Origin of the sequence: Pseudoalteromonas sp. MEBiC 03485, from assembly GCF_004195145.1 — a bacterium.
In the GTDB taxonomy this organism is placed as follows: domain Bacteria; phylum Pseudomonadota; class Gammaproteobacteria; order Enterobacterales; family Alteromonadaceae; genus Pseudoalteromonas; species Pseudoalteromonas apostichopi.
In genome coordinates, this window is sequence record NZ_SGBT01000002.1 from 221,609 (window position 1) to 244,500 (window position 22,892).

The 22,892-nt window shown below is 40.6% G+C and carries 22 protein-coding genes; 1 reads left to right on the forward strand and 21 read right to left on the reverse strand.

Annotated features, from left to right (window positions below):
* Nucleotides 1-46: 46 nt before the first annotated feature.
* From EVU92_RS17860 to EVU92_RS17885, 6 genes are all read right to left on the reverse strand, one after another.
* Nucleotides 47-463, reverse strand: coding sequence for a DUF805 domain-containing protein (locus EVU92_RS17860; protein WP_205987947.1), 417 nt, complete (start codon nt 461-463; stop codon nt 47-49).
* A 189-nt stretch (nt 464-652) separates the two neighbouring features.
* Nucleotides 653-1,180, reverse strand: a complete 528-nt coding sequence (locus EVU92_RS17865; RefSeq protein WP_062565591.1) for a DUF4240 domain-containing protein — start codon at nt 1,178-1,180, stop codon at nt 653-655.
* A complete protein-coding gene (locus tag EVU92_RS17870; protein WP_130052523.1) occupies nt 1,177-1,371 on the reverse strand; it encodes a YwbE family protein in 195 nt (64 codons plus the stop codon). The genes EVU92_RS17865 and EVU92_RS17870 overlap by 4 nt, the downstream gene beginning before the upstream one ends.
* A gap of 59 nt (nt 1,372-1,430) precedes the next feature.
* Entirely contained in the window at nt 1,431-1,877 is a 447-nt protein-coding gene (locus tag EVU92_RS17875) for a hypothetical protein (protein ID WP_130052525.1), read from the reverse strand.
* Between the two features lie 2 nt (nt 1,878-1,879).
* Nucleotides 1,880-2,152, reverse strand: coding sequence for a hypothetical protein (locus tag EVU92_RS17880; RefSeq protein ID WP_130052527.1), 273 nt, complete (start codon nt 2,150-2,152; stop codon nt 1,880-1,882).
* Nucleotides 2,145-2,351, reverse strand: coding sequence for a hypothetical protein (locus EVU92_RS17885; protein WP_130052529.1), 207 nt, complete (start codon nt 2,349-2,351; stop codon nt 2,145-2,147). The genes EVU92_RS17880 and EVU92_RS17885 overlap by 8 nt, the downstream gene beginning before the upstream one ends.
* 88 nt (nt 2,352-2,439) lie before the next feature.
* On the opposite strand from EVU92_RS17885, the gene EVU92_RS17890 reads away from it, so the two are divergent.
* Nucleotides 2,440-3,246, forward strand: a complete 807-nt coding sequence (locus EVU92_RS17890) for an ion transporter (protein WP_175580486.1) — start codon at nt 2,440-2,442, stop codon at nt 3,244-3,246.
* 54 nt (nt 3,247-3,300) lie between these two features.
* Here EVU92_RS17890 and EVU92_RS17895 read toward each other — a convergent pair whose 3' ends face one another.
* From EVU92_RS17895 to EVU92_RS17965, 15 genes are all read right to left on the reverse strand, one after another.
* On the reverse strand, nt 3,301-3,681 hold the full coding sequence (locus EVU92_RS17895; RefSeq protein ID WP_130052532.1) for a VOC family protein: 381 nt from the start codon (nt 3,679-3,681) through the stop codon (nt 3,301-3,303).
* A gap of 344 nt (nt 3,682-4,025) precedes the next feature.
* The gene (locus tag EVU92_RS17900) at nt 4,026-4,331 is read right to left on the reverse strand and encodes a hypothetical protein (protein WP_130052534.1); all 306 of its coding nucleotides are present in this window, start codon (nt 4,329-4,331) and stop codon (nt 4,026-4,028) included.
* 54 nt (nt 4,332-4,385) lie between these two features.
* Nucleotides 4,386-4,709: a hypothetical protein gene (locus EVU92_RS17905; protein WP_130052535.1), complete on the reverse strand. Its 324-nt coding sequence runs from the start codon at nt 4,707-4,709 to the stop codon at nt 4,386-4,388.
* Between the two features lie 549 nt (nt 4,710-5,258).
* Nucleotides 5,259-5,693, reverse strand: a complete 435-nt coding sequence (locus tag EVU92_RS17910) for a GNAT family N-acetyltransferase (protein ID WP_130052537.1) — start codon at nt 5,691-5,693, stop codon at nt 5,259-5,261.
* A 2-nt stretch (nt 5,694-5,695) separates the two neighbouring features.
* Nucleotides 5,696-7,228: an EAL domain-containing protein gene (locus EVU92_RS17915; protein WP_130052539.1), complete on the reverse strand. Its 1,533-nt coding sequence runs from the start codon at nt 7,226-7,228 to the stop codon at nt 5,696-5,698.
* 105 nt (nt 7,229-7,333) lie between these two features.
* Nucleotides 7,334-9,292 carry a methyl-accepting chemotaxis protein gene (locus tag EVU92_RS17920; protein WP_130052541.1) on the reverse strand — a complete coding sequence of 653 codons (1,959 nt, stop codon included), beginning with the start codon at nt 9,290-9,292 and terminating at the stop codon, nt 7,334-7,336.
* 283 nt (nt 9,293-9,575) lie between these two features.
* On the reverse strand, nt 9,576-10,187 hold the full coding sequence (locus tag EVU92_RS17925; RefSeq protein WP_130052543.1) for an FMN-binding negative transcriptional regulator: 612 nt from the start codon (nt 10,185-10,187) through the stop codon (nt 9,576-9,578).
* A 61-nt stretch (nt 10,188-10,248) separates the two neighbouring features.
* A complete protein-coding gene (gene asd / locus EVU92_RS17930; protein ID WP_130052545.1) occupies nt 10,249-11,391 on the reverse strand; it encodes an aspartate-semialdehyde dehydrogenase in 1,143 nt (380 codons plus the stop codon).
* Between the two features lie 122 nt (nt 11,392-11,513).
* Complete coding sequence (gene yegS, locus EVU92_RS17935; RefSeq protein ID WP_130052547.1) at nt 11,514-12,410, reverse strand: lipid kinase YegS; 897 nt, start codon at nt 12,408-12,410, stop codon at nt 11,514-11,516.
* Between the two features lie 403 nt (nt 12,411-12,813).
* Nucleotides 12,814-15,504, reverse strand: a complete 2,691-nt coding sequence (locus EVU92_RS17940) for a TonB-dependent receptor (RefSeq protein ID WP_130052549.1) — start codon at nt 15,502-15,504, stop codon at nt 12,814-12,816.
* 65 nt (nt 15,505-15,569) lie between these two features.
* A complete protein-coding gene (locus EVU92_RS17945) occupies nt 15,570-19,670 on the reverse strand; it encodes a hypothetical protein (protein WP_130052551.1) in 4,101 nt (1,366 codons plus the stop codon).
* A gap of 290 nt (nt 19,671-19,960) precedes the next feature.
* Nucleotides 19,961-21,268, reverse strand: a complete 1,308-nt coding sequence (locus EVU92_RS17950) for a tetratricopeptide repeat protein (RefSeq protein WP_130052553.1) — start codon at nt 21,266-21,268, stop codon at nt 19,961-19,963.
* Nucleotides 21,269-21,285: 17 nt separating this feature from the next.
* The gene (locus EVU92_RS17955) at nt 21,286-21,891 is read right to left on the reverse strand and encodes an energy transducer TonB (RefSeq protein WP_054552071.1); all 606 of its coding nucleotides are present in this window, start codon (nt 21,889-21,891) and stop codon (nt 21,286-21,288) included.
* Between the two features lie 12 nt (nt 21,892-21,903).
* Complete coding sequence (locus EVU92_RS17960; RefSeq protein WP_063707380.1) at nt 21,904-22,317, reverse strand: biopolymer transporter ExbD; 414 nt, start codon at nt 22,315-22,317, stop codon at nt 21,904-21,906.
* Between the two features lie 46 nt (nt 22,318-22,363).
* A complete protein-coding gene (locus EVU92_RS17965) occupies nt 22,364-22,891 on the reverse strand; it encodes a MotA/TolQ/ExbB proton channel family protein (protein WP_054552070.1) in 528 nt (175 codons plus the stop codon).
* Nucleotide 22,892 lies beyond the last annotated feature (1 nt).

Here is a 22,892-nt window from a genome sequence, read left to right on the forward strand (position 1 = left end):
ACAAGTTGGCTTTGTGTGCTCTGTTATTCAGAGCACACAGTATAGCTTATAAGCTAGTAGGTTGACCGAAACGGTTCTCAGCTTCATCACCAGCTAAAAAACCATTTTCAATTAAAGCCCAGATAGGACCAATTAATGGCACAAAACTAATTAGTACCCACCAACCTGATTTATTACGGTCATGCCAGCGTTTCACTTGAATCGCAAGCGAAACCCATATTAGCGGAATATAGAGAATAAGCATGATTACAGAAATAGCAGACTCATTACCACCTGTTAATAGTGCTACTAAAAACATAAGAACAAATGAAGCTAAAATCATACCTAATGCTGAATACCAATAAGTCTTACGAGGAATACGTCCTTTAAAAGAAAACAAAATTTCTTTTATGCTTAAAGTGGTTGTTTCTGTTGATGCTGTAGCGAGGTTTGCTTCTGGGGCTTGATATACATTTTCTGACACTGTCATTTCCTTTGATATGTGTTGTAGCAAACCGATTTAATCTAGTCTGCTGATTTATATTGTAAATAGTGCTGAATTCAGCATTAATAAGATAACACAAAGTGAATAGATTTGGGTACTAAGAAATTACTTAAAAGCCATAGACAAGTAAGTATAAAGACATAAAAAAGCACCCTTAGGTGCTTTTATTTAACTCGGTTGTTGCCAATACTTGGCGTATAAATTTGGGTAGGTTTGTTTTAAAAACTTTGCTTTATCTTTAAAACGTTTACCTTTTGGTTGCTCAAGGCCTGATGGCACAAAGGGTAATTCGTCATCATTACGCTCTTCGTACAACATACCGGCAATCAAGTCGTACTCATCTAAATACGGGTAAGGCTGTTCGTTTAAATGATAAACTGGCGTACACTCAGCAATTGAGTCTGGGTTTTCAAGCGCCTTTAAAAAAGCCTGTTCACCACGTGAAATAAGCCAACATAAAAACTCAGAAAAGCCATAATCATCGTTACAACCGGCCATTACATAAGCTGCACCAAATAAGTCCCAGGTATAGGCTTTACGCATACGTAGGTTAAACTGCTTATCAAATTCCATCAGCTGCTGGTCAGATAAATCAGTCAGTTTTGCTTTTAATGCATTACAAACAGACTCAGGCTCGGCAGTTTTATCTTCGGCGGTCACGAGTTGCCAAAATTCACTTTCGCTTAAAACACTCATGATAAAATCTCTTTCACGCGCCCTACTTGACCATCATCAAGTTGAACTTTAATACCATGCGGGTGATTCGGTGACTTAGTTAAAATACGTGACACTATACCTTGAGTTAACTGACCAGTTCGTTGATCTTGTTTTAATACAATGTTGACTTCGCAGCCAATTGAAATTTGTGAACGCGTAGGCACTGCCATTGCTATATCTCTTTCAATAATTTTTGCCGATTATAGCCATTTGCAGCTGGCTTACCAAATTAAACCTGTTTGATTGGGCTGTTTTTAAGCAGCTCCTTTGGCAATATTTCATTTAAACGTTCAGTAATGGCTTGAGCTTTGCCTTTAATTTGAAAATCGAAGCCTTGGCCGTTGCCATCTAAAATGACAGCTAAATAGTTATCAGCAACTTTCAATTGTGTAATACGGCTCAACTCAAGAGTCTCTACTTGCTCGCCATAATACACCTGCTTAACCGTGAGGCTTGTGTCTGTTGCTGTGAGTGTTTTACTAAGGGCTGTTTTGGCTACAAACTTTTCTGTATAGCGATAGGCCTGTGCCAAAAAACCGATAGCAAATATAAAACCAGTAAAACTTGAAATAGGTAATGAGTCTGATTGCAAGCTGTACACACCAATAATACAAAACAACACAGCAAGAGCTAGGTTTAACCTAACCATCTGTTTAGGGGTTAAATTTAAATTCATTTTTATTCCTTTAAAAACGCAATTGCTTTTGGATTGATCGCTAAATCTATTGCACTCAATTCTTTGATAATTAGACTGCTAATTAACTGGGTTTGCTCAGCTGTAATCGGCAGCTCTTTACAGTAACAACTTACTCTCAGCGATTGCGGTAGTTTTTTTAGATCAGCAGTATGAGTTAACCATGAAAATTCGTGTACTTGTTCTTTTGCTTGTTCGCACGCTTGCGTTAACGCAACTCGAATAGCCTTATCTTGGCGCTTTTCAGTTTTAGTCATGTTCTGCTTGTTGTTTTTTAAATTCTTCGTAGCCATCTTGCTGGCGCTTTACACACTCATGGTACTCTTTATCTGCCATATGATTGCATTCACTTAAACGCGCCGATTGAATTTCATGATAACGGGCGTCTGAGCTACAAGCTGACAAGAGCACTACAACAGTCGCGATGATGGCCAATTTTAAAGCATTAAAAAACATTAAATTTCCTTTATGTAGTTATACATTGGTGCTGCGTTTTCCTGTATATTGCGTGGGTTTAAATATTATTACCAAAGGGTTCTATATGATGTTGTCGCAGTTACAAGAGCTGTTTCAGCGTATCGATAAAAGTAAAATTTTTCAATCATTTGTTATCGCTGTCATTGTTATTTCAGCACTAACAGTGGGTGCACATACCTATTCATTACATCCTACAGCTGAGCTTGCTTTACATTGGATGGACGTAGGTATCACGGTATTCTTTTTAGTTGAACTAGTGATCCGTTTTATCGCAAGCCGTGGCTTTAAAGATTTTTTCAGCAAAGGTTGGAATATTTTTGATTTCATAATCGTGGTCGGTAGCCTTTACCCTGCAGCTGGATCAACAATTTTTATCGCTCGATTACTGCGTATTTTCCGCGTTCTGCGACTAGTCTCTATGATCCCAGAGCTTAGACTGCTGGTTAACTCGCTTTTAAAAGCTATTCCGCAAATGGGCTATATTGCCCTACTTATGTTTGTGATTTTTTATATTTATGCCGCTATGGGTAGCATGCTGTTTGCTGATATAAACCCTGTATTATGGGGCGATGTATCTATTTCTATGCTCACCCTATTTAGGATTGCAACGTTCGAGGATTGGACTGATGTCATGTATGAGACCATGGCTGTGTATGAACTCAGTTGGATTTTCTACCTAACGTTTATCTTCTTAACTGCCTTTATATTTTTAAACATGATGGTGGGTGCAATTTTAGAAGTCATGTCTGAAGAGCATCGCAACGCTCGAGAAGAGCAAACATCTGATGCCGACATGCCTGCAACCAAAGGACAAATTGCTCAGCTACAAGCTGAAATGGCCGAACTAAAACAATTACTGAAAGAAAAGCAGTAACATTTTAAGAGGTTAGTTTTTAGATATTAGGCGCTAGGACCTAGCGCCTTTAATTTATCCTCTTTTTTCTACTTTCCATGGTGGGTTTAAGCGGTTCTCTCCGGCCCAATACAATTTAATTTTATTACCTGATGGATCTTTTAAAATTGCTTCTTTCCATAAATAACGCTGGGCGGTTGGTGGCTGTTCAAAGTTAATGCCTTTTTCAACAAGGCTTGCGTAGAGCTCATCGAGCTGCTCATGTTCAAAATAAATTACCGCATGATTATTATAATTATCGGTTTCTAATGACAGCGAAAATGTGGCATCACCATCTGGGCATTGAAAGCGTGCGTAATGCGGGGTATCTACAATCTGAATCATTCCCAGTGTTAAGTAAAAAGCCACCGCTTCATCCATATCTTTTACAGGTAACGTCACCTGATTGAGCTTCATTTTCAATTCCAATGTAATTCAATATTCGTTATGTCAGCATATCGCGAACAGCAAATTAAGCAAAAGATAAGTGACGAGTTACAAGTTACAAGGGGAAAGTTAGCAAGCTACAAGATGAAAGTTGTAGGAGGCGTTTCAACGCCGAGCAAATAGCATCGATTTTACATCGCGTCCTAGAGCCTGAATCCTAGCGCCTAATGTTTTTCCAACGTAGGCGTGAAACTTGTTTCGCGCGTTTGTTTATAAGAGGCGTTTCAAAGCCAAACATTTATGGTTCACGGCAAAAGCCGTTCCTACATGAAAATGTTCAAGGTTTTGTCGCCATAAATAGCGACTTACAAAGACTAGCCATTGGTAAAAACTAATTGAGATGGGTTGTCTGTTTGAATAAACAAGACTCTTGTCACTGTTGAACCTGATTCGTCTTTTGATGTGTTTGTGAAAAGGTAGTTTTCATCAAAAGTACTCAACTTATCAAGATCAAAATCAGAGTTAGCCTCATGGTGAAATGACATAGCACAGACTTTACCTCTACAAGCAAAGTCTTCAGCATAAACGTCGTTTGTGCGAATTTGACTCAACATCTCGAGCAGCTTAACTTCTCTTTCTATTGAATTATCTGTTTCTTCAGTAACTCGTACATTATTCAAAAAGTCATGAAATTCAGGAATTGTGATTGCGCCAAATACGCTTTGCTGTTTAATTTACCCATTATCAGTGATGAATGAATTGGTAACAGATTCTGATGATGAAAAATGTCTATCAGCTAAATTCGTTTGTTGACCTTGCTCTTCACTCACCTTATTACCTTCAGGCTCTGAACTGGCTAATTGTTTAACTTGAATAGTGCTTTGATGTATATCTTTGTTATTCGCCGAGATCACTTCTTTATTAGAATCACTATTAACTTGACTCTCTATTACGGTAGCCGTCACCTCACTATTGTTGCTCGATGAAGTAACCAAATAAGTTATTAGCGAACTGATAGCAATCAAAATTAAAACTGTGAATCCATTTAGTTTAACCATTACTAAAATCCTTTTATTTTTAAACCTTAATCCCCTGAAAATACAATAGATTATTTTGTATGACAAGTAATGATTTTTTAGTTTGTAAGATACGAGAGTAAAGTTTGTAGGAGGCGTTTCAACGCCGAACAAGTAGCAGCGATTTTACATCGCGTCCCAGAGCCTAAATCCTAGCGCCTAATGTTTTCCAACGTAGGCGTGAAACTTGTTTCGCGCGTTGTAGGTCGTGCTTTAGCGCGTTAAAAGAGAAGTTTGCGAGTTACAAGGTGAAAGTTTCAGGAGGCGTTTTAACGCCGAGCAAGTAGCAGCGATTTTACATCGCGTCCCAGAGCCTAAATCCTAGAGCCCAATGTTTTCAATCGTAGGCGTGAAACTTGTTTCGCGCGTTGTAGGTCGTGCTTTAGCGCGTTAAAAGAGAAGTTAGCGAGATATGAGAGTAAAGTTTGCGAGTTACGAGAGTAAAGTATGTAGGAGGCGTTTCAACGCCGTACATTCATCGTTCACAGTTATTGTCGCCATAAATGACGACCTACATGGCTGTAGCCATTCCTACACGAGTTCCATGTGTAATATTGGAAATGGTTTGCCCATATCATCTAAAGGTGAGCGTGAGATAACTTTAAACCCCATATGTTGATAAAACCCAACTGCAAGTGGGTTTTGCTCATTAACATCCACTTTGTTGGCTGCTAATTGCTCAACCGCATAGTTCAAGAGTACTTTACCTATCCCCTCACCTCTGGCAGCATCTAAAATGAACAACATTTCAATTTTGCTATCGTGAACACCAACAAAACCTAAAATTGCTTTATGTTCATCCTTTATGCACTTCAAAGTAACATTTGGAAAAGCCTGCTCAATGATAATGGGCTTAAAAAAGGCTATGTCGTCTTCTGTTATAAAATCATGTGTCGCTCGAACTGAGTTTTCCCATACACTAAGTAGTTCTGGGAAATCTTCAGTGTTCACACTTTCTATTTTCATTGTCATCCTTGCTGGCCATCTAGTGCTTTATTTAGCTCGGTTAATGGTAAAGACTTATAAAAATACCAACCTTGAATTTGATGATTAGGATTAAAAGCTTTTATGAAGTTATATTCTTCAAACACCTCAACCCCTTCAAAAATGACCAAGCGATTAAGATTTGTAACCAGAGACATAATGGCTAATACCATATCCTGTTTAAATTCATCCGTTATTGATTGTGTTAATATTTTATCAATTTTAATGATGTCGAAGTTAATTTCAGTGAGCCACACAAGGTTAGATACTCCTGTTCCAAAATCATCAAGAGCAATAATAAAGCCATAGTACTTTGCCCGTGTTGCAAAGTTAGATAACTCTTCAAGTGGCAAACCTATTCGCTCTGTAATTTCTATTTTTACTTGCTGCGGCTTTATTTTATAACTCATACAAAGTTCGTATAGGTTATCTAAATACTCTGAAGTTTTAATTTCGTACGCATTAACATTAATCGCAACTGTGAACTCGGGATCCCTATGTAAAATAGCTGAAAGCTCTGCAAATGCTCTTTTAACTAAGTCATATGCTAAGGTTGAGTACAAGCCTAACTGTTCTGCGATACTTAAGAAAAGTTCAGGTGATACATTTCCATGAACGGCGTCTTTCCACCTAACTAGGCTCTCCACACCAATTATTTTATTATTTTTCAGCTCAATTATTGGTTGGTACTCTAAATATAATTCACCGTTTTTTATAGCTTTACGCAACCTAAACTCGATTGAAGAGTTCTTATCAAAATATGAAATAACAGAATAAGCAATTAAAAAACTTATTAACCCGATTAAACAAATAAGTGATGACGAGATAAAAATTGGTAAATAAAGTAGCCCAGGACGATTATTTAACGTCTCTACGCAGTATTCGAATTTTGAACTGCAAATTTTTAATTCCTGAGAATTTAATAACGTATCCTTTTTGAACTGATACTCAGATTTGTAGTTATGGAAAGTATGGCTCTCATTTTTTGAAATAATTTTATAAGAAAACCCTTTTTCAAGATGGTCAAAACTCTTAAATGGTTCATTAATTGTGAAAGCAATCACGTTGTCTTTTTTTGTTATATCGTATCTGGCTGGAACTGGGAAAATATTCCCTACCTTCGAAGCGAATTGATACCCCGAGGAAGAACTATAAAACTCTCTTGCAAATAAAATTGGAGTTTCAAATAGTCCCCAGTTTGCTGAACAACCGACCTTACCATCAAAAATTAGACCTAAGTCATGAGTGTATTCATATTTTGAAAGAATTATACGTAATGTGTTGATGGAATCAGAGTCACATCTATTAGGAGATAGCGTTGCGACTTCTTGGATAGAAGCCACTATATCATTCGATATATTTTCTGCTTTAGTTAATAGAGATTCAGCAAACTGCTTTTGATGATTTACTTGAAGGTAGCTTATGAGGAGGTGGAGACTCAGCGTAAAAAATAGCATGATAAAAAATATATAAATAGTTTGTTTGTTATTGTTTAGCTGAAATATTTTTCCCTGCATGTTCTACTTTAGGTTTGATAATACCAACATAAAAACTAACCTTTAATCTCTATTTAATCAACAAAAAAGGGACAAGGTTAGTATCCAAGCATAATTTTAACTACTCTAAACTTTAAACTTACCTACTAAATCAGTAAGCGTGTTCGATAATAAGTTTAGTTTCTCTCCGTTGCCTCTTGCACTTTCAGCAATTTCGCTGACATCATCCGCCGCGTTTTTAATCTCTACCACATTACGATTAATGTCTTCAGCTACATGCTGTTGCTCTTCAGCTGCTGTCGCGATTTGTGTATTCAAATCGCTAATATTAACAATTGACGCGGTTATTTCACTAAATTGTTGCTGTGCTGAATGGGCTAACTCAACTGTTTTATTTGTGCGGTTTAAGCTGGTTGTCATTTCTTTTGACACTTGATCAGACATCTTTCGTAAGGAGTCTAATTGGCTTGCAATTTCTTCTGTTGATTCAGATGTTCTTTGTGATAATGCACGAACCTCATCTGCAACAACCGCAAAGCCTCGGCCATGGTCGCCCGCCCTCGCCGCTTCAATTGCCGCATTTAATGCTAATAAATTGGTTTGTTCTGCAATCCCTCTTATTACGCTCAATATCGACATGATGTTTTCACTTTCAGCATCAAGTTGGTTTATATCTTGAGTTGCTTTGGTGATCACTTCAGACAAAGATACAACGCTATCAACAGTCTGAGAAATCACACTTTGTCCAAGCTCTGAGGCTTGTTGAGTTTGCGATGCAAGCTCAGCTGCATTTGCACAACTGGCAGAGACCTCATTAGCAGTCGCTGCCATTTCATTAATCGCTGTGGCCGCCATTTCAAGAGCTTGTTGTTGCTGCGATGTTGAGCCTGACAGTTGTGCGGCCTGTGATGATGTTTGTGCGGAGGTATCACTCACATTTTGAGCGCAATCATTAATTTGCGTAACTAAATCCGATATCAGGTTCAAAAATAAATTAAAGCTGTTTGCTAATTTGGCCGTTTCATCACGTGTTTTAATAACCAAACGTTTGGTTAGATCACCACCACCTTGCGATATTTCTGTCAGGCCATCACTTACTTCAACAATAGGTGCTGAAATTAATTTAGAAATGTAGCTAGCAACTAGAATGAATACAGCAATCAGAATTGCACTGATGACTAAAATAGTAATCGTCATTGCATTTGCGGCACTCATCACTTCAGATTTTTCAACTAAGCCTATAAATTTCCAGCCTAGTTTTTGTGAGGTATAAATATTCGCTAAGTAATCTTTACCATTAATGTCTATTTCAAATTGACCATGATTATTCTCAGCGAGCTGCTTGTATTTTCCGTTATTGACTTGTGCTAGCTGCTTAAACCTGTAATCAGCATTTTTAACGTCAACGAGTACATTGCCACTGTCTTCAATCAGCATTAAATAGCCAGTTTCACCAAGTTTAATGTTCGCAATAATATCGGTAAGCCCCTGCAAGGATACATCCATGCCTTGCACACCAATAAACTCGCCCTCTTCTTTAATTGCCTTAACAGTAGAAACAATTACCATGTCATCTACTGCCCAATAATAGGCATTGGTTCTTACTGTTTTACCATTTGCAGCTTTACCTGTTTCGTACCATGGCCTAACTCTTGGGTCATAATTTGCTGTTACTTCACCCTCTGGCCATTGAATATAACCACCTTGTTCATTACCCATGTAGATATAAGCAAGTCCCGGGTGGGTTACGCCAAAGTGATCAAACAAACTAAAAGCGTTTTTTTCGGTGCTACTGCCACTTAAATGATCAAGCATCTCTGCACTAGGTGATTGCATATGGGTTTTAACGCCTTGCTTGGCGTCTAAGATAGCGGTATGAGAAGCAAGGTAATCGACATTTTTCTCAATTTCTGCAAAAAACATACTGATACCATTATCGACTTGTCTGGCTTCTCTTTCACTAAGCTCGGCAAAATTGTCGAGAGCTTGCTGTCTTGTTTGTGTAATTACAAGCGCAGCAATGATGATCAGCGGCAGCGCGATGGCTGATGCAAAAGCGAGCTTTAATTTTTTTGAGATATTCATAGCATACTTCCAACTAGGTACTTAAGAAAATATAGTGAGGCCTTGGAAGTTCAGCAAATAAATAAGTGTTTATTTTTATGGGGCAAAATAGATTGGGCTAATAAAATCAATGTGCAGTTTATGGCTATTTTTATTGTCTATACCCAAAACTTACCTTCATATATATGTCATTTAGTTGACATGAACATGGAATGTACTAACTTTAGCCTTAGTAATTAACATGCTTTTAACAAAACCATGCTAGGTACTTTCCAACCAATTGGCAGCATTTGCTGGATGCAAATTAGCTGCCTATTCCTACTTCGTGTTTTAGCATATAGCTAAGTAAAGCCTGACAATCAGGGTGTTTATCGGCCTTTAACCCAGCTACAACACCTTGCTGATCCGCCGCCGATTTATGCTGGCCTAACTTTTCTTTTGCCTGAATTGAGTCAAGTTCAATTTTAATGCCTACAATTCCCCGCAGTAACTTTGCTTGATATTCATCTGGTAGCAAACTGGTATCGTTTAAAATACTTGGCTCGTATTGCCTAATTAGCTCATCTAGGCAAGCTAAGGTGTTTTCATCATCAAGATATGCAACCTTACCCTTGGCATGAACCACAGCATAATTCCATGTCGATACAGCAGGCTTTTCTGCATACCATGTCGGAGATATATAACTATGAGGCCCATTAAAAACCACTAATACCCGAGTATTTTGCAAGCTTTTACCATGACCATTTGCCCGTGAAACATGACCATATAAGGTCCCAAACTCGCCCTCATCGGGTTTATAAACTAATGGTAAATGAGTTGCCTCAAACTCACTATCAACCATTAATGCAAAGCTGTAGGTTTTAATAAACTGCGACACTCTTTCGGGTGTCATTTTCCATTTACTAGGCGTGTGCATTACTTTCCTTTAGTGCTAAAAAAGGCCAGCAAGCTGCTAGCCTTAATGTTGAGTTGTGTGATTAATGTTGACCATCAACAATAATGCGTAACATGCGGCGAAGTGGCTCTGCAGCACCCCATAACAGTTGATCACCAACCGTAAACGCGCTGATATATTCAGGGCCCATCGCTAATTTACGAATACGACCAACAGGAATAGACAGTGTGCCAGTTACTTTTACAGGTGTTAAGTCTGTAGCAGAAATGTCACGGTCATTAGGGATCACTTTTACCCACTCATTGTGAGAAGCAAGAATTTCTTCAATTTTCTCAACGCTAATGTCTTTGCGAAGCTTAATTGTCATTGCTTGTGAGTGACAACGCATTGCACCAATGCGAACACATAAGCCATCAACAGGGATAGGTTGTTCGCTGCTGCCTAAAATTTTGTTCGCTTCAACTTGCGCTTTCCACTCTTCTTTACTTTGACCACTTGGCATTGGTACATCAATCCAAGGAATGAGGCTACCTGCTAAAGGCACACCAAACTGGTCTTGCGGTAAATCGCTTGAGGCAATTTTTTCGGTGACTAATTTGTCAATTTCAAGAATAGCAGCGTTAGGATCAGCAAGCTTATCAGCAACGGTTTCGTGAATTGCACCCATTTGTGCAATTAATTCTTTCATGTTGCGAGCACCTGCACCAGAAGCCGCTTGATATGTCATTGGGCTAACCCATTCAATCAAGTCTTGCTCAAATAAACCGCCAAGTGCTAATAACATAAGTGATACGGTACAGTTACCGCCAACATAAGTTTTAACGCCTTGCTCTAGGCCCGCTGTGATAACATCTTTATTTACCGGGTCAAGCACAATAATACTATCGTCACTCATGCGCAGTGCCGATGCCGCATCAATCCAGTAACCTTGCCAACCTGATTCGCGTAATTGCGGGTAAACGGCTTTGGTATAGTCACCGCCTTGGCAAGTGACAATAATATCCATCTTTGCAAGCTCAGAAATATCATTGGCATCTAAAAGCGGTTTAGCTGGGCCAGCAAGATCAGGACCTAATTGACCGGTTTGAGAGGTGGTGAAAAAAGTCGTGTCGATATTAGAAAAATCATTTTCTTGCTGCATACGTTCTAATAACACAGAGCCAACCATGCCCCGCCAACCGACTAATCCTACTTTTTTCATTGTTTGTTCCACTGTTTGATTCATTCAAATTACCTAAACTGTTAAAAATTAAAGTCCATTGCGTGAGAATTTAATTTTTACAGAAGTAATCTAGCATTGCGGCCCAAGCAAAACCAGCGCAAACCGAGTAACATCAAAATTTTTCATCATCGTATTAGCGGACAAGCGTCTGGTAGCACCATGTTTAGCGCGCCAGCATGCACTTCAAAACGCTGTTGTTTTGAGGTGATTGGCTCGCCATCTAAGTTTATAGGCATTTCTGTTTGTGTTTGCCATTCAAGCCAAGGCACTTGAAAGCGTTTTACCCACTTTTGTGATGAATTAGGGTAGTTGCTTAGCTCTTCGATAACCGCCGGCACATCTGAAATTGCAAATGATGTAAACGCCACTAAATCAACCAAGCCATCATTTATGTATGCATGTGGCGCAAGTAGCTGACCACCACCCGCTTGGCGACCATTACACACGGCAGCAGCAATAATATCGCCCGAAGCACGCTCACCATCAGGCAGTGTTAACTCGCCACTGTAAGGTACAAAACTAAGCGCTTGTACAAGCCCTGCCAATGTATATGCGCCACCTCCTAGTATGTTCTTAAGTGCAGGCGGTGTTGTAGCGGTAATTTTAGCCCCAAAACCAGCACTGGCTACGTTCACAAAGTAACGCTCATCAACCTCTACCGTATCAATTGCATGCGGCTGACCATTGGCGGCAAGTTTAAGTGCTGGCAAGTACCCGTGAGGAATGTGGGCGGCTGTGGCAAAGTCATTCGCCGTGCCCATAGGTAAAATAGCAAGCTCTAAACGCTGTGATTTTTCTAACTTCATTAATGCATTAACTGCTTCATTAACGGTGCCATCGCCACCAGCCACAACAACACGTTTTACGCCTTCTGCTACGGCTTCATTAATAAAGCGCTTAATGTCACCGCCTTCATAGGTAACACGCACCGCCAGTGGCTGACTAGTTCGAAATTTACCGATGGCGTCACGAAGCTGCTCATCAGCCGCTTTTTTACCATTTATAATTAACCGTAAGTCCATTTTAAATCCCTGTTTTAACACTTAGAACTACCATAACACGCAATGGTTTAATATACCCAAACTACCTCAAGATGCGAGTTTCAGTTGGAATTAAAAGCGATTTAGGCAAGGCATTGATTGCAAGTAATAGTGGTTCTATTGTTAAAATCAATAACGCAGTATAAATCGCTTTTAAACCAACCCCTTGGGCGCTTCACAGGCACTTACTCTCATCGTTGTTACTTCTTAAAAGGGACTGCCATTCTTGCAAAGTAACGCCTTGATATTAAGCACCTGTGAAACGCTGAATTCTGCATCTTGAGGTGGTTTGGGTATAGACAATACAGAAACAAAAAAGCCCTGCTATTGCAGGGCTAAATCAACGTTAGGATTTATTATTGTATCCTTCCTTGGGGGAGTTTCATTAAAACTCGTAGCTGAAGCCTAAGCTAAACTTAGTGCCTTCTTCTTTCTTCCAAAGTGATAAACCTTCTTGTTCAATTTCTTTATCTTGACCAAGGATGTTTTCAATTTTGAACTTAACTTTTGTATTGAAGTTCGGGAAGTAAGAATAAACTAAATCAAGCGAATGGAATGGCTTCTCTTCTGCATCTTCGTTACCTCGAGTACCTGGTACAATAATACGCGGACCAAACACGTTATATACAAGTGATGTTGAATGGAAACCATCAGCTGAGTCATAACCCATCTGCAAGTTTGCTACCCACTCAGAGTGACCCACTAAACGGCGCTCATCGTTAGTAACAATGTTAGACACTGTATCTGCATCAAGTGCATCTTTTAATTGCTGCTCAAACAACGAATCAACACCGTCAGAATCATCAATGCCTAGTTTCACACTTGAATCAGATAGCGTAACGTTACCCGACAAAAATACACTCGACCAGTCAGCACTGATAAAGCTAAAATCAGTTAAGAAATCAACCTCAATACCGGTTAACTCACCTGATTCAGCATTAGCAGTTAATAACTGTGGTGCCGCACCACCAACACCCGCAAGCTCTACCATTTCAATAGGGTTAGTAATGTCTTTGTAGAACAATGCAACTGATAGGTTATTACCTGATGCCATATACCATTCAAAACGGAAATCAGCATTTTTAAGTTTTGAACTTTGTAATGTCGGTGAACCACGAACAAGGAATTCCGTTAACGGGTCAACGAAGAAAGTAGAGCTAACATCACGCATATCTGGACGAATCGTTGTCTCGCTTAAATTTAAACGAAATTGCATTTCTTCATCCATGATATAAGTCACAGCTAAAGATGGATAAAAGTCATCTTCTTTGATAGCTACTTCAGCTAACTCATCAGTTGTCGCATCAAACAAATTACTATGCGCCTTAAATGGCACTGATACTTGCGCAAAATCTTCCCAACGAACACCACCAGTAATACGCCAAGTGTTGTCGATAAAGTAGTCAGCCATAAAATAATAAGCATCTAGCTTATGTGCCGCACTGTATTTATCACCGTCAGTTGTTCTGTCGTCGAAAATACCTGACCCCGTTGAACTTGCATAGAAAGCATCATTATTGATGTTATCGTAAGCGAAAATTTCATCTAAACGTGAGCCAAATGAATAATCATCTGAAATACCACGGTGTGTAATACCGAATGTCGTATTATTTGCGTTACGTGTTTTCTCAGAGAAGTCGCCACCTACTTTTAGCTCAAGCTCATAGCCTTCACCATAAAATGGCATACCCATGTTCCAACCCCAGGTATCAACTTCGTCATGAAGAACTTGGAATTCACGTGTCACGTTAGTTGCAGAAACGTCCTGTAATTGCTCAGATACAAACGCCCCATCGTCATAGTTACGTTGGAAAACAGCATCAACACCACCTGGAGCATCACGGTTTGCACGGCTTGTACCGGCATACCAATCAACAAACAAGTTGTTAAAATCAATAAAGTTGTGGGTGCCTTTTAATTGGCTGGAGAACATTTCACGCTCTTCATACACGACATCAACACGGCGAAGATCACGAACACCTTCTTCCGTTTCGTTGGCATCATAGAAATTACGATTACGAACACGGTCACGCATGTCATGCAGGGCAATATTAGTCAGTTCAATTTTATGGTTTGAATTAAACTCATAACCAATATTGAATGTCCCACTCCAACGCACATTTTGTTCAGTCGATGTACCATCGTAATACTGAGCAAAACACTTGTCTTCACACCCTAAGCTGCCAAGGTTGGTACCACTTTTCTCTTGCGCTACTTCCCACTCATTTTCATAAGAAACAGCAGCAAGTACACCAAATGTGCCCATTTCACTTTCAAAGCGATCGCCTAGTGAAACTGAAAAGCTCATTTCAGGATCAACGTCTTTTTCAGTTGCTGAAATATTCCAGTCAAGAGCCGACATCAATGCTTGGCGCTCAGCCAATGTTGTATTGATATCACCCTCAAGGCCAGCACCATAAAAGGCATCGATGAACTCACTTGGTAACGCGCGAGTTCCATCGTCACGTCCCATCCAGTCATCATCACCACCTTCATAGAAGTAGCCTGTATCACTGTTATTGGTGTTATAAGAAGTACCAATATCGACTTTAAATAAAAAATCAGTCGGAATTGATTTGGTTCTAATATTTACGTTACCACCACCAAAATGCGCTGGCATATCGGGTGAAAACGATTTTTGAACACTAAGACTTTCAATAATATCTGATGGAAATAAGTCAAGCGGTACAACTGAGCGAGTTGGATCAGGGCTTGGTACATACATGCTATTAAGCTGAGTACTCGAATATCGCTCACCTAAACCACGAACATAAATGAACTTGCCATCAACAAGTGTCAAACCTGTTACACGACGAAGTGCCGATGCAGCATCGCCATCACCAGTACGAGAGATTTGCTCTGCACCCATGATATCAGCAACGAAAGCTTGATTTTGACGCTCTTGAAGAACCGCGCCAGCACTCCCTTTTAAACGCTGTCCTACAGCAACCACTTCTTCAATTTCTTGTGCTTCATCCGCTGCATAGGCAGTATTCACTGATAAGCCAACTAGTGCTGCAAGCACTGCGTGGTTTATCTTTGAACGCACAAGTTTAGAGGGGGTAAAAGATTTCATTATTATACTCCGAAAACAAAACTAGAAGCTGGCCGGGGTCGCCCCCGACCATGGATTAGAAGGTCTTAGTTAAGACCTACTTTTACCCAACCTGCTGTCCAGTCTGTTTGCGCATCCATTGCACCGATGTAATCTACTTGGTCGAAGAAGCTATTTAGACTTGAAGCATCGGAACCGCTACCAAGTAATGCTGATTCTGCACTTGGTTGATAACCGTTGTCGCTAAGACCTAACATCGCTGCGTCCATAATAGAGTTACCTTCTTGGCCTTCGAACCAAGATTGAACATTACCAGTACCAATTGCTTGGCTTGAGAAGTTGTTATCTGCTGCACATGCAACCACTGAGTGACTGATAGTCAGTGAGCCATCTTCAGCGCGTGGAGCTGAATCTGCGCCAACTCGTAAGCAGTTTTTATAACCTTCACCACCTGTCACTACTACATTTTTAAGCATACCCGCAGTACCTGCACGTAAACGGATACCGTTTACACCATCTGCACCGATGATAGTTACGTTAGAGATAGTAGGTGTTGTTAAAGGTGATGCATCTGAATCAAACTCTGAGTTATCAGCTTCAATTGCATTATCACCTTCTGAAGAAGACTGTTTGATTAATACGTATTGTGCATTACCAGTCCAACCGAATGACCAATCAAGAGAATCATCACCAATGTTTGTCAGTACTAAGTGGCTAATGCTTGCAGTACCACCAAAGAACTCAACACCGTCGTCAAGGTTTTCGTGAACGTGGATATAATCAAGTTCAGTTTGGCTACCAACGCCAGCTAGTGAGATACCATTAAGCTCATCACCGTTACCTAGTGTTTTACCCGCTTGCTTTACAACAACATACTTAAGCGTACCTGAGTTATCTTCTGGTTGGTTACCACCGAATTGACCTGCATCACCTTCAGCTGCAACACCACAGTTTGCAAGTTCATCTGCTGTTGTTTCACCCACTTGGTCACCACAAGAGTTAGCTGGTGCGTTACCAAGAAGCACTACACCACCCCATTGACCAATACCTGTTTCAGCACCTGTCATATCTTGGATTGATGTCATAACGATTGGTTGAGTTGCTGTACCTACAGCCTCAATCTTAGAGTCACGACGCACAACTAAGAAGTCATCACCGTTTTCACCGATTAGTGTTGTACCAAATTGAACATAAAGAGTTGCACTATCAGTTCGGTCACCACCCACTGCTGTACGACCTTTTAATATCCAGTGAGCATCGTTAGTTAATGTCACGTCAGATGTGAACACAACATCTTGTGCTAACTGATACACTGGCTTATCGGTAATTTGTGGGAAGCTAGCAGAAACATCAGTCGCTAGACCTTGTTCCATTGCGTTAGTGATATCTTCAGGGAAGCTTGGGTTAACAGCAACTGTCCAACCTTCCATCCAGTTATTGTCACCGTCAAATGCACCAATGTAGCTTGTTTTAGTGAAGAATGGGTCAAGGTCTGACGCATCAACACCTGCACCTAATAGCGGAGAGTTTGATTTAGGCGTGAAACCATCTGTTGCTAAGTTTAATGTCGCTGCTGTAAGTGTTTGGTTACCTGTTTGACCTTCGAACCAAGACTGAACATTACCAGAACCAATTGCTTCAGAACCGAAGTTATTGTCTGCACTACATGCTACAACTGAGTTCTCGATAGAAAGCTCACCAGACTCAGCATTTGCTACAGAGTCAGAACCTACACGTAAACAGTTTTTGTAACCTTCAGGGCCTGTCACAACCATGTTACGGATAACACCAGCCGTACCTGCACGAAGACGAACACCGTTTTTACCGTCAGCACCAACAATCGTTACGTTTGAAAGTAGTGGCTTAGTTAATGGTGTAGCGTTTGAATCGAATTCTGAGTTATCTGCTTCGATTGCATTGTCACCTTCAACAGATGATTGTTGGATATATACGTTTTGTGCACGACCTGTCCAACCAAATGACCAGTCAAACGCGTCATCACCAATATCAGTTAGTACAACATTACGAACGTTAACAGTACCACCGAAGAACTCGATACCATCGTCAAGGTTTTGGTGAACCTGGATGTATTCAACTTTTGTTTTAGAACCAACACCAGCGAATGAAATGCCATTTAGCTCATCGCCATTCCCCAATGTTTTACCTGCGTGTTTAACGACAACATAACGAACAACACCCGAGTTGTCTTCTGCATCGTCACCACCAAATTGACCTGCATCACCTTCAGCTGCAACACCACAGTTTGCTAGCTCTTCAGGTGTTGTTTCACCTTGTTGGTCACCACACGAGTTAGCCGGTGCATTACCAAGTAATACTAAACCACCCCATTGACCGATGCCTGTTTCTGCACCTGTCATATCTTGGATAGATGTCATGGTGATTGGTGCTGTTGTATTACCATTAGCGTTGATTTGTGAACCACGGCGAACAACTAAGAAGTCATCACCTGTTTCACCGATTAATGTAGTACCCGCTTGAACATATAATGTTGCGCTATCAGTACGGTCACCACCGACTGCTGTACGACCGTTTAAGATCCAGTGAGCGTCATTTGTTAATGTTACATCTGCAGTGAAAGTTGTATCTTCAGCTAAACGATACACTGGCTTATCAGTGATTTGTGGGAATTCAGATGAAACGTCTGTCGCAAGACCTTGCGCCATTGCATTTTCAATATCAGTTGGGAAACCGCCATTGATAGCAACAGTCCAACCTTCCATCCAGTTATTTGTTGCGCTAAATGCTCCGATTTGACCATTCGCTAATAATGGTGAGCCTGCTAAAGGCATATAACCATTATCATCTAGCATTAAATCTGCAGGTGTAAGAGTTTGGTTACCGTCTTGGCCTTCAAACCACGCTTGTACAGTACCACCATTAATTGTTTCGCTACCGAAATTATTCGCAGCTGTTTGACAAGCAACAATTGAGTTAGTGATAGTTAGTGAACCGTCTTCTGCACGAGGAACTGAATCAGAACCAACACGTAAACAGTTTTCGTACGTTGCAGGGCCTGTAACGAAAACGTTTTTCAGCATACCTGCAGTACCTGCACGTAGACGAATACCATTGTTACCTTCAGCACCCACGATTGTTACGTTTTCAATGGTAGGGTTAGTCAGTGGTGTAGCGTCTGAATCAAACTCAGAGTTGTCAGCTTCAATCGCGTTATCACCTAAGTTCGCAGCTTGTTGAATGTATACGTTTTTCGCCGTACCAGTCCAACCAAAAGACCAATCTAGTGAGTCATCACCAATACTTGTAAGTACCACGTTGCTTACGTTTACTGTACCACCAAAGAACTCAATACCATCATCTAAGTTTTCGTGTACTTGAATGTAGTCAACAGTTGTAGCAGAACCAACACCGGCAAATGAAATACCGTTTAACTCGTCACCATTACCCAGAGTTTTACCAGCATGTTTAACAACTAAGTATTTCAATGTACCTGAGTTATCATCTGCAACGTTACCACCGAATTGACCTGCATCACCTTCAGCTGCAACACCACAGTTTGCAAGCTCGTCTGCAGTTGCTTCGCCTTCTTGGTCACCACATGAGTTTGCTGGTGCATTACCAAGAAGAACTAAACCACCCCACTGACCGATAGACGTTTCAACATTAGTCACATCTTGAATAGAAGTCATTGTGATTGGTTGGCTTACAGTACCTACCGATTCGATTTGTGAACCGCGACGAACAACTAAGAAATCATCACCCGATTCGCCAATTAATGTAGTACCTTGTTGGATATAAAGAACAGTATTATCTGTACGGTCGTTACCTACCGCTGTGCGACCATTTAAAATCCAATGAGCGTCATTTGTTAACGTTACATCTGCAGTGAATGTCGTATCTGCTTTTAAACGGTAAACTGGTTTATCTGTAATCGTTGGGAATTCTGAAGAAACATCTGTTGCTAAACCTTGTGTTAAGGCATTTTCGATGTCAGTTGGGAAACCAGTTGTCGCATTTTGAGAATCATCACGACCTGACTGATCGCCGCCGTTATCACCATTGTCACCACCATTATCGATGATATTAGTGATGTTATCGCCTTCATTTACAGTGGTGTCGCCTTCTTTAACGACTAAATCACCACCACAACCAGCTAAAGAAACTGCAGCAGCTACCAGACTAACTTTAAATAAGTCAGATAATTTCATTGTTCACTCCGTTAAGATAGATATTTAATTATTGTGTTAGCGCATAAACTCAAGTCACCGAAAAGCACTGAAACTTAATGCTTTTGGGACACTTGAGTTTTAAACTGCGACTACCTTACGGGAGCTGTATGACAAACTAGTTACACTTTAATAAACATAAAATGACAATATTAATTATTTTAAAAAGAGTAAGTTAGTAAACTTTAGGAACGGAAAAAAGCCGCCCGAAGGCAGCTTTGGTGTTGCGATTATAAATGAGTTCTTTTGTACGCTTACCTGTTGAATACCATTTAGAGTAAGGCGGTACGTAATGTTTCGGCGTGCACTTTTTCACGCTTCACATACTTGATCCATTGCTCAGCTAAACGCTGTGACTTTTTGTGTTTTTCCGCTTGCTCAAACGCTAAAATAGAGGCATCAAAGTTTTGTAAATTGTACTGCGCCATACCTAAGGCAACATACACATTCGATTCAAACTCTAAGCCGCCTTTATCTAGGGCTTTACGTGCTGCATCCGCTGCTTCTTCATATTTTTCAAGGTTAATGCTTACCTCTGCAATACGTTGTTCGTATTGACCATGCGTTACTAAATCCGCGGCTTTTGCAAAGTAAGGAAGTGACTTTTCGCTTTCTTTTGCTTGTACCATCGCTTCTGCAACAAAGGCATAGTTTTTCGCTGATTTTTCAGCTATACCGTCTTGCATTGCTTTACTCATCACGTTCGCGGCTTTAAAAGCCAGGCCGTTGTATAAATACACTTGTGATAATTGACGTAAATCTGATTTAGATTTCATGAAACCTTGTTGGTATGCCGCTTCTAAAATCGCTAATTGCTTTTTCTCTGCGCCCGTTTCACCGTACATGCCACCTAACTGAACCCAGTACTCTGGCTTGTTATAAAGCTTAACTAAACGCTCAAGTACCTCGACTACTTTGTCAGACTGATTAAGTGAGTAGTACATAGCACGCTGTAAGATTAGCCAGTTTTCTTTTGGCATTTCGCCCTTGCTGTCGGCTTCTGCGATAGCAAGGTTAATGCTTTCAATGCCTTTTTGGTAATCTTTAAGCTGATAATAAGCTTGAGATTTCAAAACGTAATAAGCATCTGTTTTAGGCTTATCGTTAATCACATCCCACTGCGCTAAGTATTTGATTACCTTTTCGTAATCGCTATTAGCCATCGCAAGTTGCGCTAAACTAAACATGGTGCTTACACGTAATGTTTCTGGGATCGCATCTTCGTTTACTACTTTTTCAAACGACGCAATTGCTTTATCTAGGTCATTTTCGTTGTAGTAAATAAAACCATAGAAATTATGCATCATGGCAATTTCATACGAGTTCATGCTTGAAGAGCGCTCTTGAATACTATCAAGTGCTTCCAGCCCTGCTTTTGCATCACCATCATCAGCCAGCTTTTGTGCACGAGCTAATTGGCTATAGACTTTTTCACGCAGTGCAGGTACTCGTTTGGTTTTTTGCTCTTCAGCATAGGCGGTAGCAATTGTTACACCTGGCAACATGCTAACAACGCTTGGGATTACCAGGCTGCTTGTGAAAGCAGCCGCGCAAATCACGGCAACTTTTAAAGGTTTCATAATCGCATTCCTCTTTTCTAACCGTTAATTTGGAAAGAAATTTTGTTCTGTACGCCCGCTACTTCAACAGCTTCACCGTTAACAACGCGCGGTTTATATTTAAATTTAAGTGCTGCATCCATCGCAGCGCGGTCAAACAGTGATTCAGGCTCAGCTTTAATAACTTTCGGGTCACGTACTGTGCCTTGCTTGGTTACTGTAAACTCAACAATCACATAGCCTTCAATACCACGCGATAAAGCTCGGCGCGGATAAACAGGCGCTACTTTTACAATCGGTAGGTATTCACCGTCGCTTGATTCAAGCGCTAAGCCACCCGCTAAGTTAACGTCTGCTTCAACGCTAGCACCAAAGTCAAAGTTGGCATTGCTCGCGTTAGGATCACTATTTTGCATTTGCGGTGATTCCATTGGCGGAGGTGGCTCTTTTGGCGTTGGTGGCTTTTGCGGTTTACGTTCTTTCTTTTGCACTGTCTCTTCTTTTTTCAGACGAACAAAATCAAGTACGTTTCCTTTTACGGGCTCAGACATGGCCCCTTCACCACCGGTGATCAGTGCCTGCATGCCTAAAAACAGCATGACAGTCACGATACCAGCGATGATTAATGCAACTATATAACGCATCGCTCACATTCCTTATGATGCTTCTTGCGCAGCAATCGACACATCAAATGCGCCAGCAGCTCGCGATGCATCCATAACTTTGATAAGTACATCAGTTGTGGCTTTCTTATCAGCTTGAATAACCACGCTACCTTGTGGATTTTCAGCTTTTAAGCGCTCGATATTTGCTTGTACTGCACGGATATCTACTTGGCGTTTGTTGATCCAAATTTCACCTTTGTCAGAAATAGCAACTAAGATGTTGGCACGCTCTTTTTTAACTGCAGTTGCTGCTTCCGGACGGTTAACATCAATACCCGCTTCTTTGACAAATGATGCTGTTACGATGAAGAAGATAAGCATGATGAAAACAACGTCTAGCATTGGCGTCATGTTGATTTCTTCTGCGTCGTCTTCTTGAAATAAGTTACCTAGTGGCGCTCTCATTGTTAGTCTCCTAGTGGGTGATGTGTAACATCACCCTAAAATTCGTTTAGTGGTCTAAGACCATGTTGTCTTCAAGTAATTGCACTTCACGTTTTGCTCGACGTTGTAAGAACGTTGATGCGAATACCCCTGAAAGTGCACCCACCATACCGGCCATGGTTGGAATAGTGGCTTTAGACACCCCTGATGCCATCGAACGAGCACTGCCTGTGCCTGTGATTGCCATTACATCAAATACTTCGATCATGCCGGTTACGGTACCTAACAGACCTAAAAGTGGACATAACGCAACCATTACGTTAATTAGCGCAAGGTTATTATTTAGTTGCATGCCAGCGCGTGAAATCATCGCTTGGCGAATTTGCTCTGCGTTCCAGCTGTTACGCTCTGCTCTATTGCTCCAAGTGCTCTTTACGTCTTTCTTGTAGCGTTTAAAGCCGCCAAAGAAATACATAAAACGCTCAAGTATCAATAACCACATCGCGAAGATGAGGACCCCGATGACCAAGAGAACTTGGCCACCTGTGTCGAGGAAATCACGTAGAGCATTGATTGCATCAATCAATAGCACCATG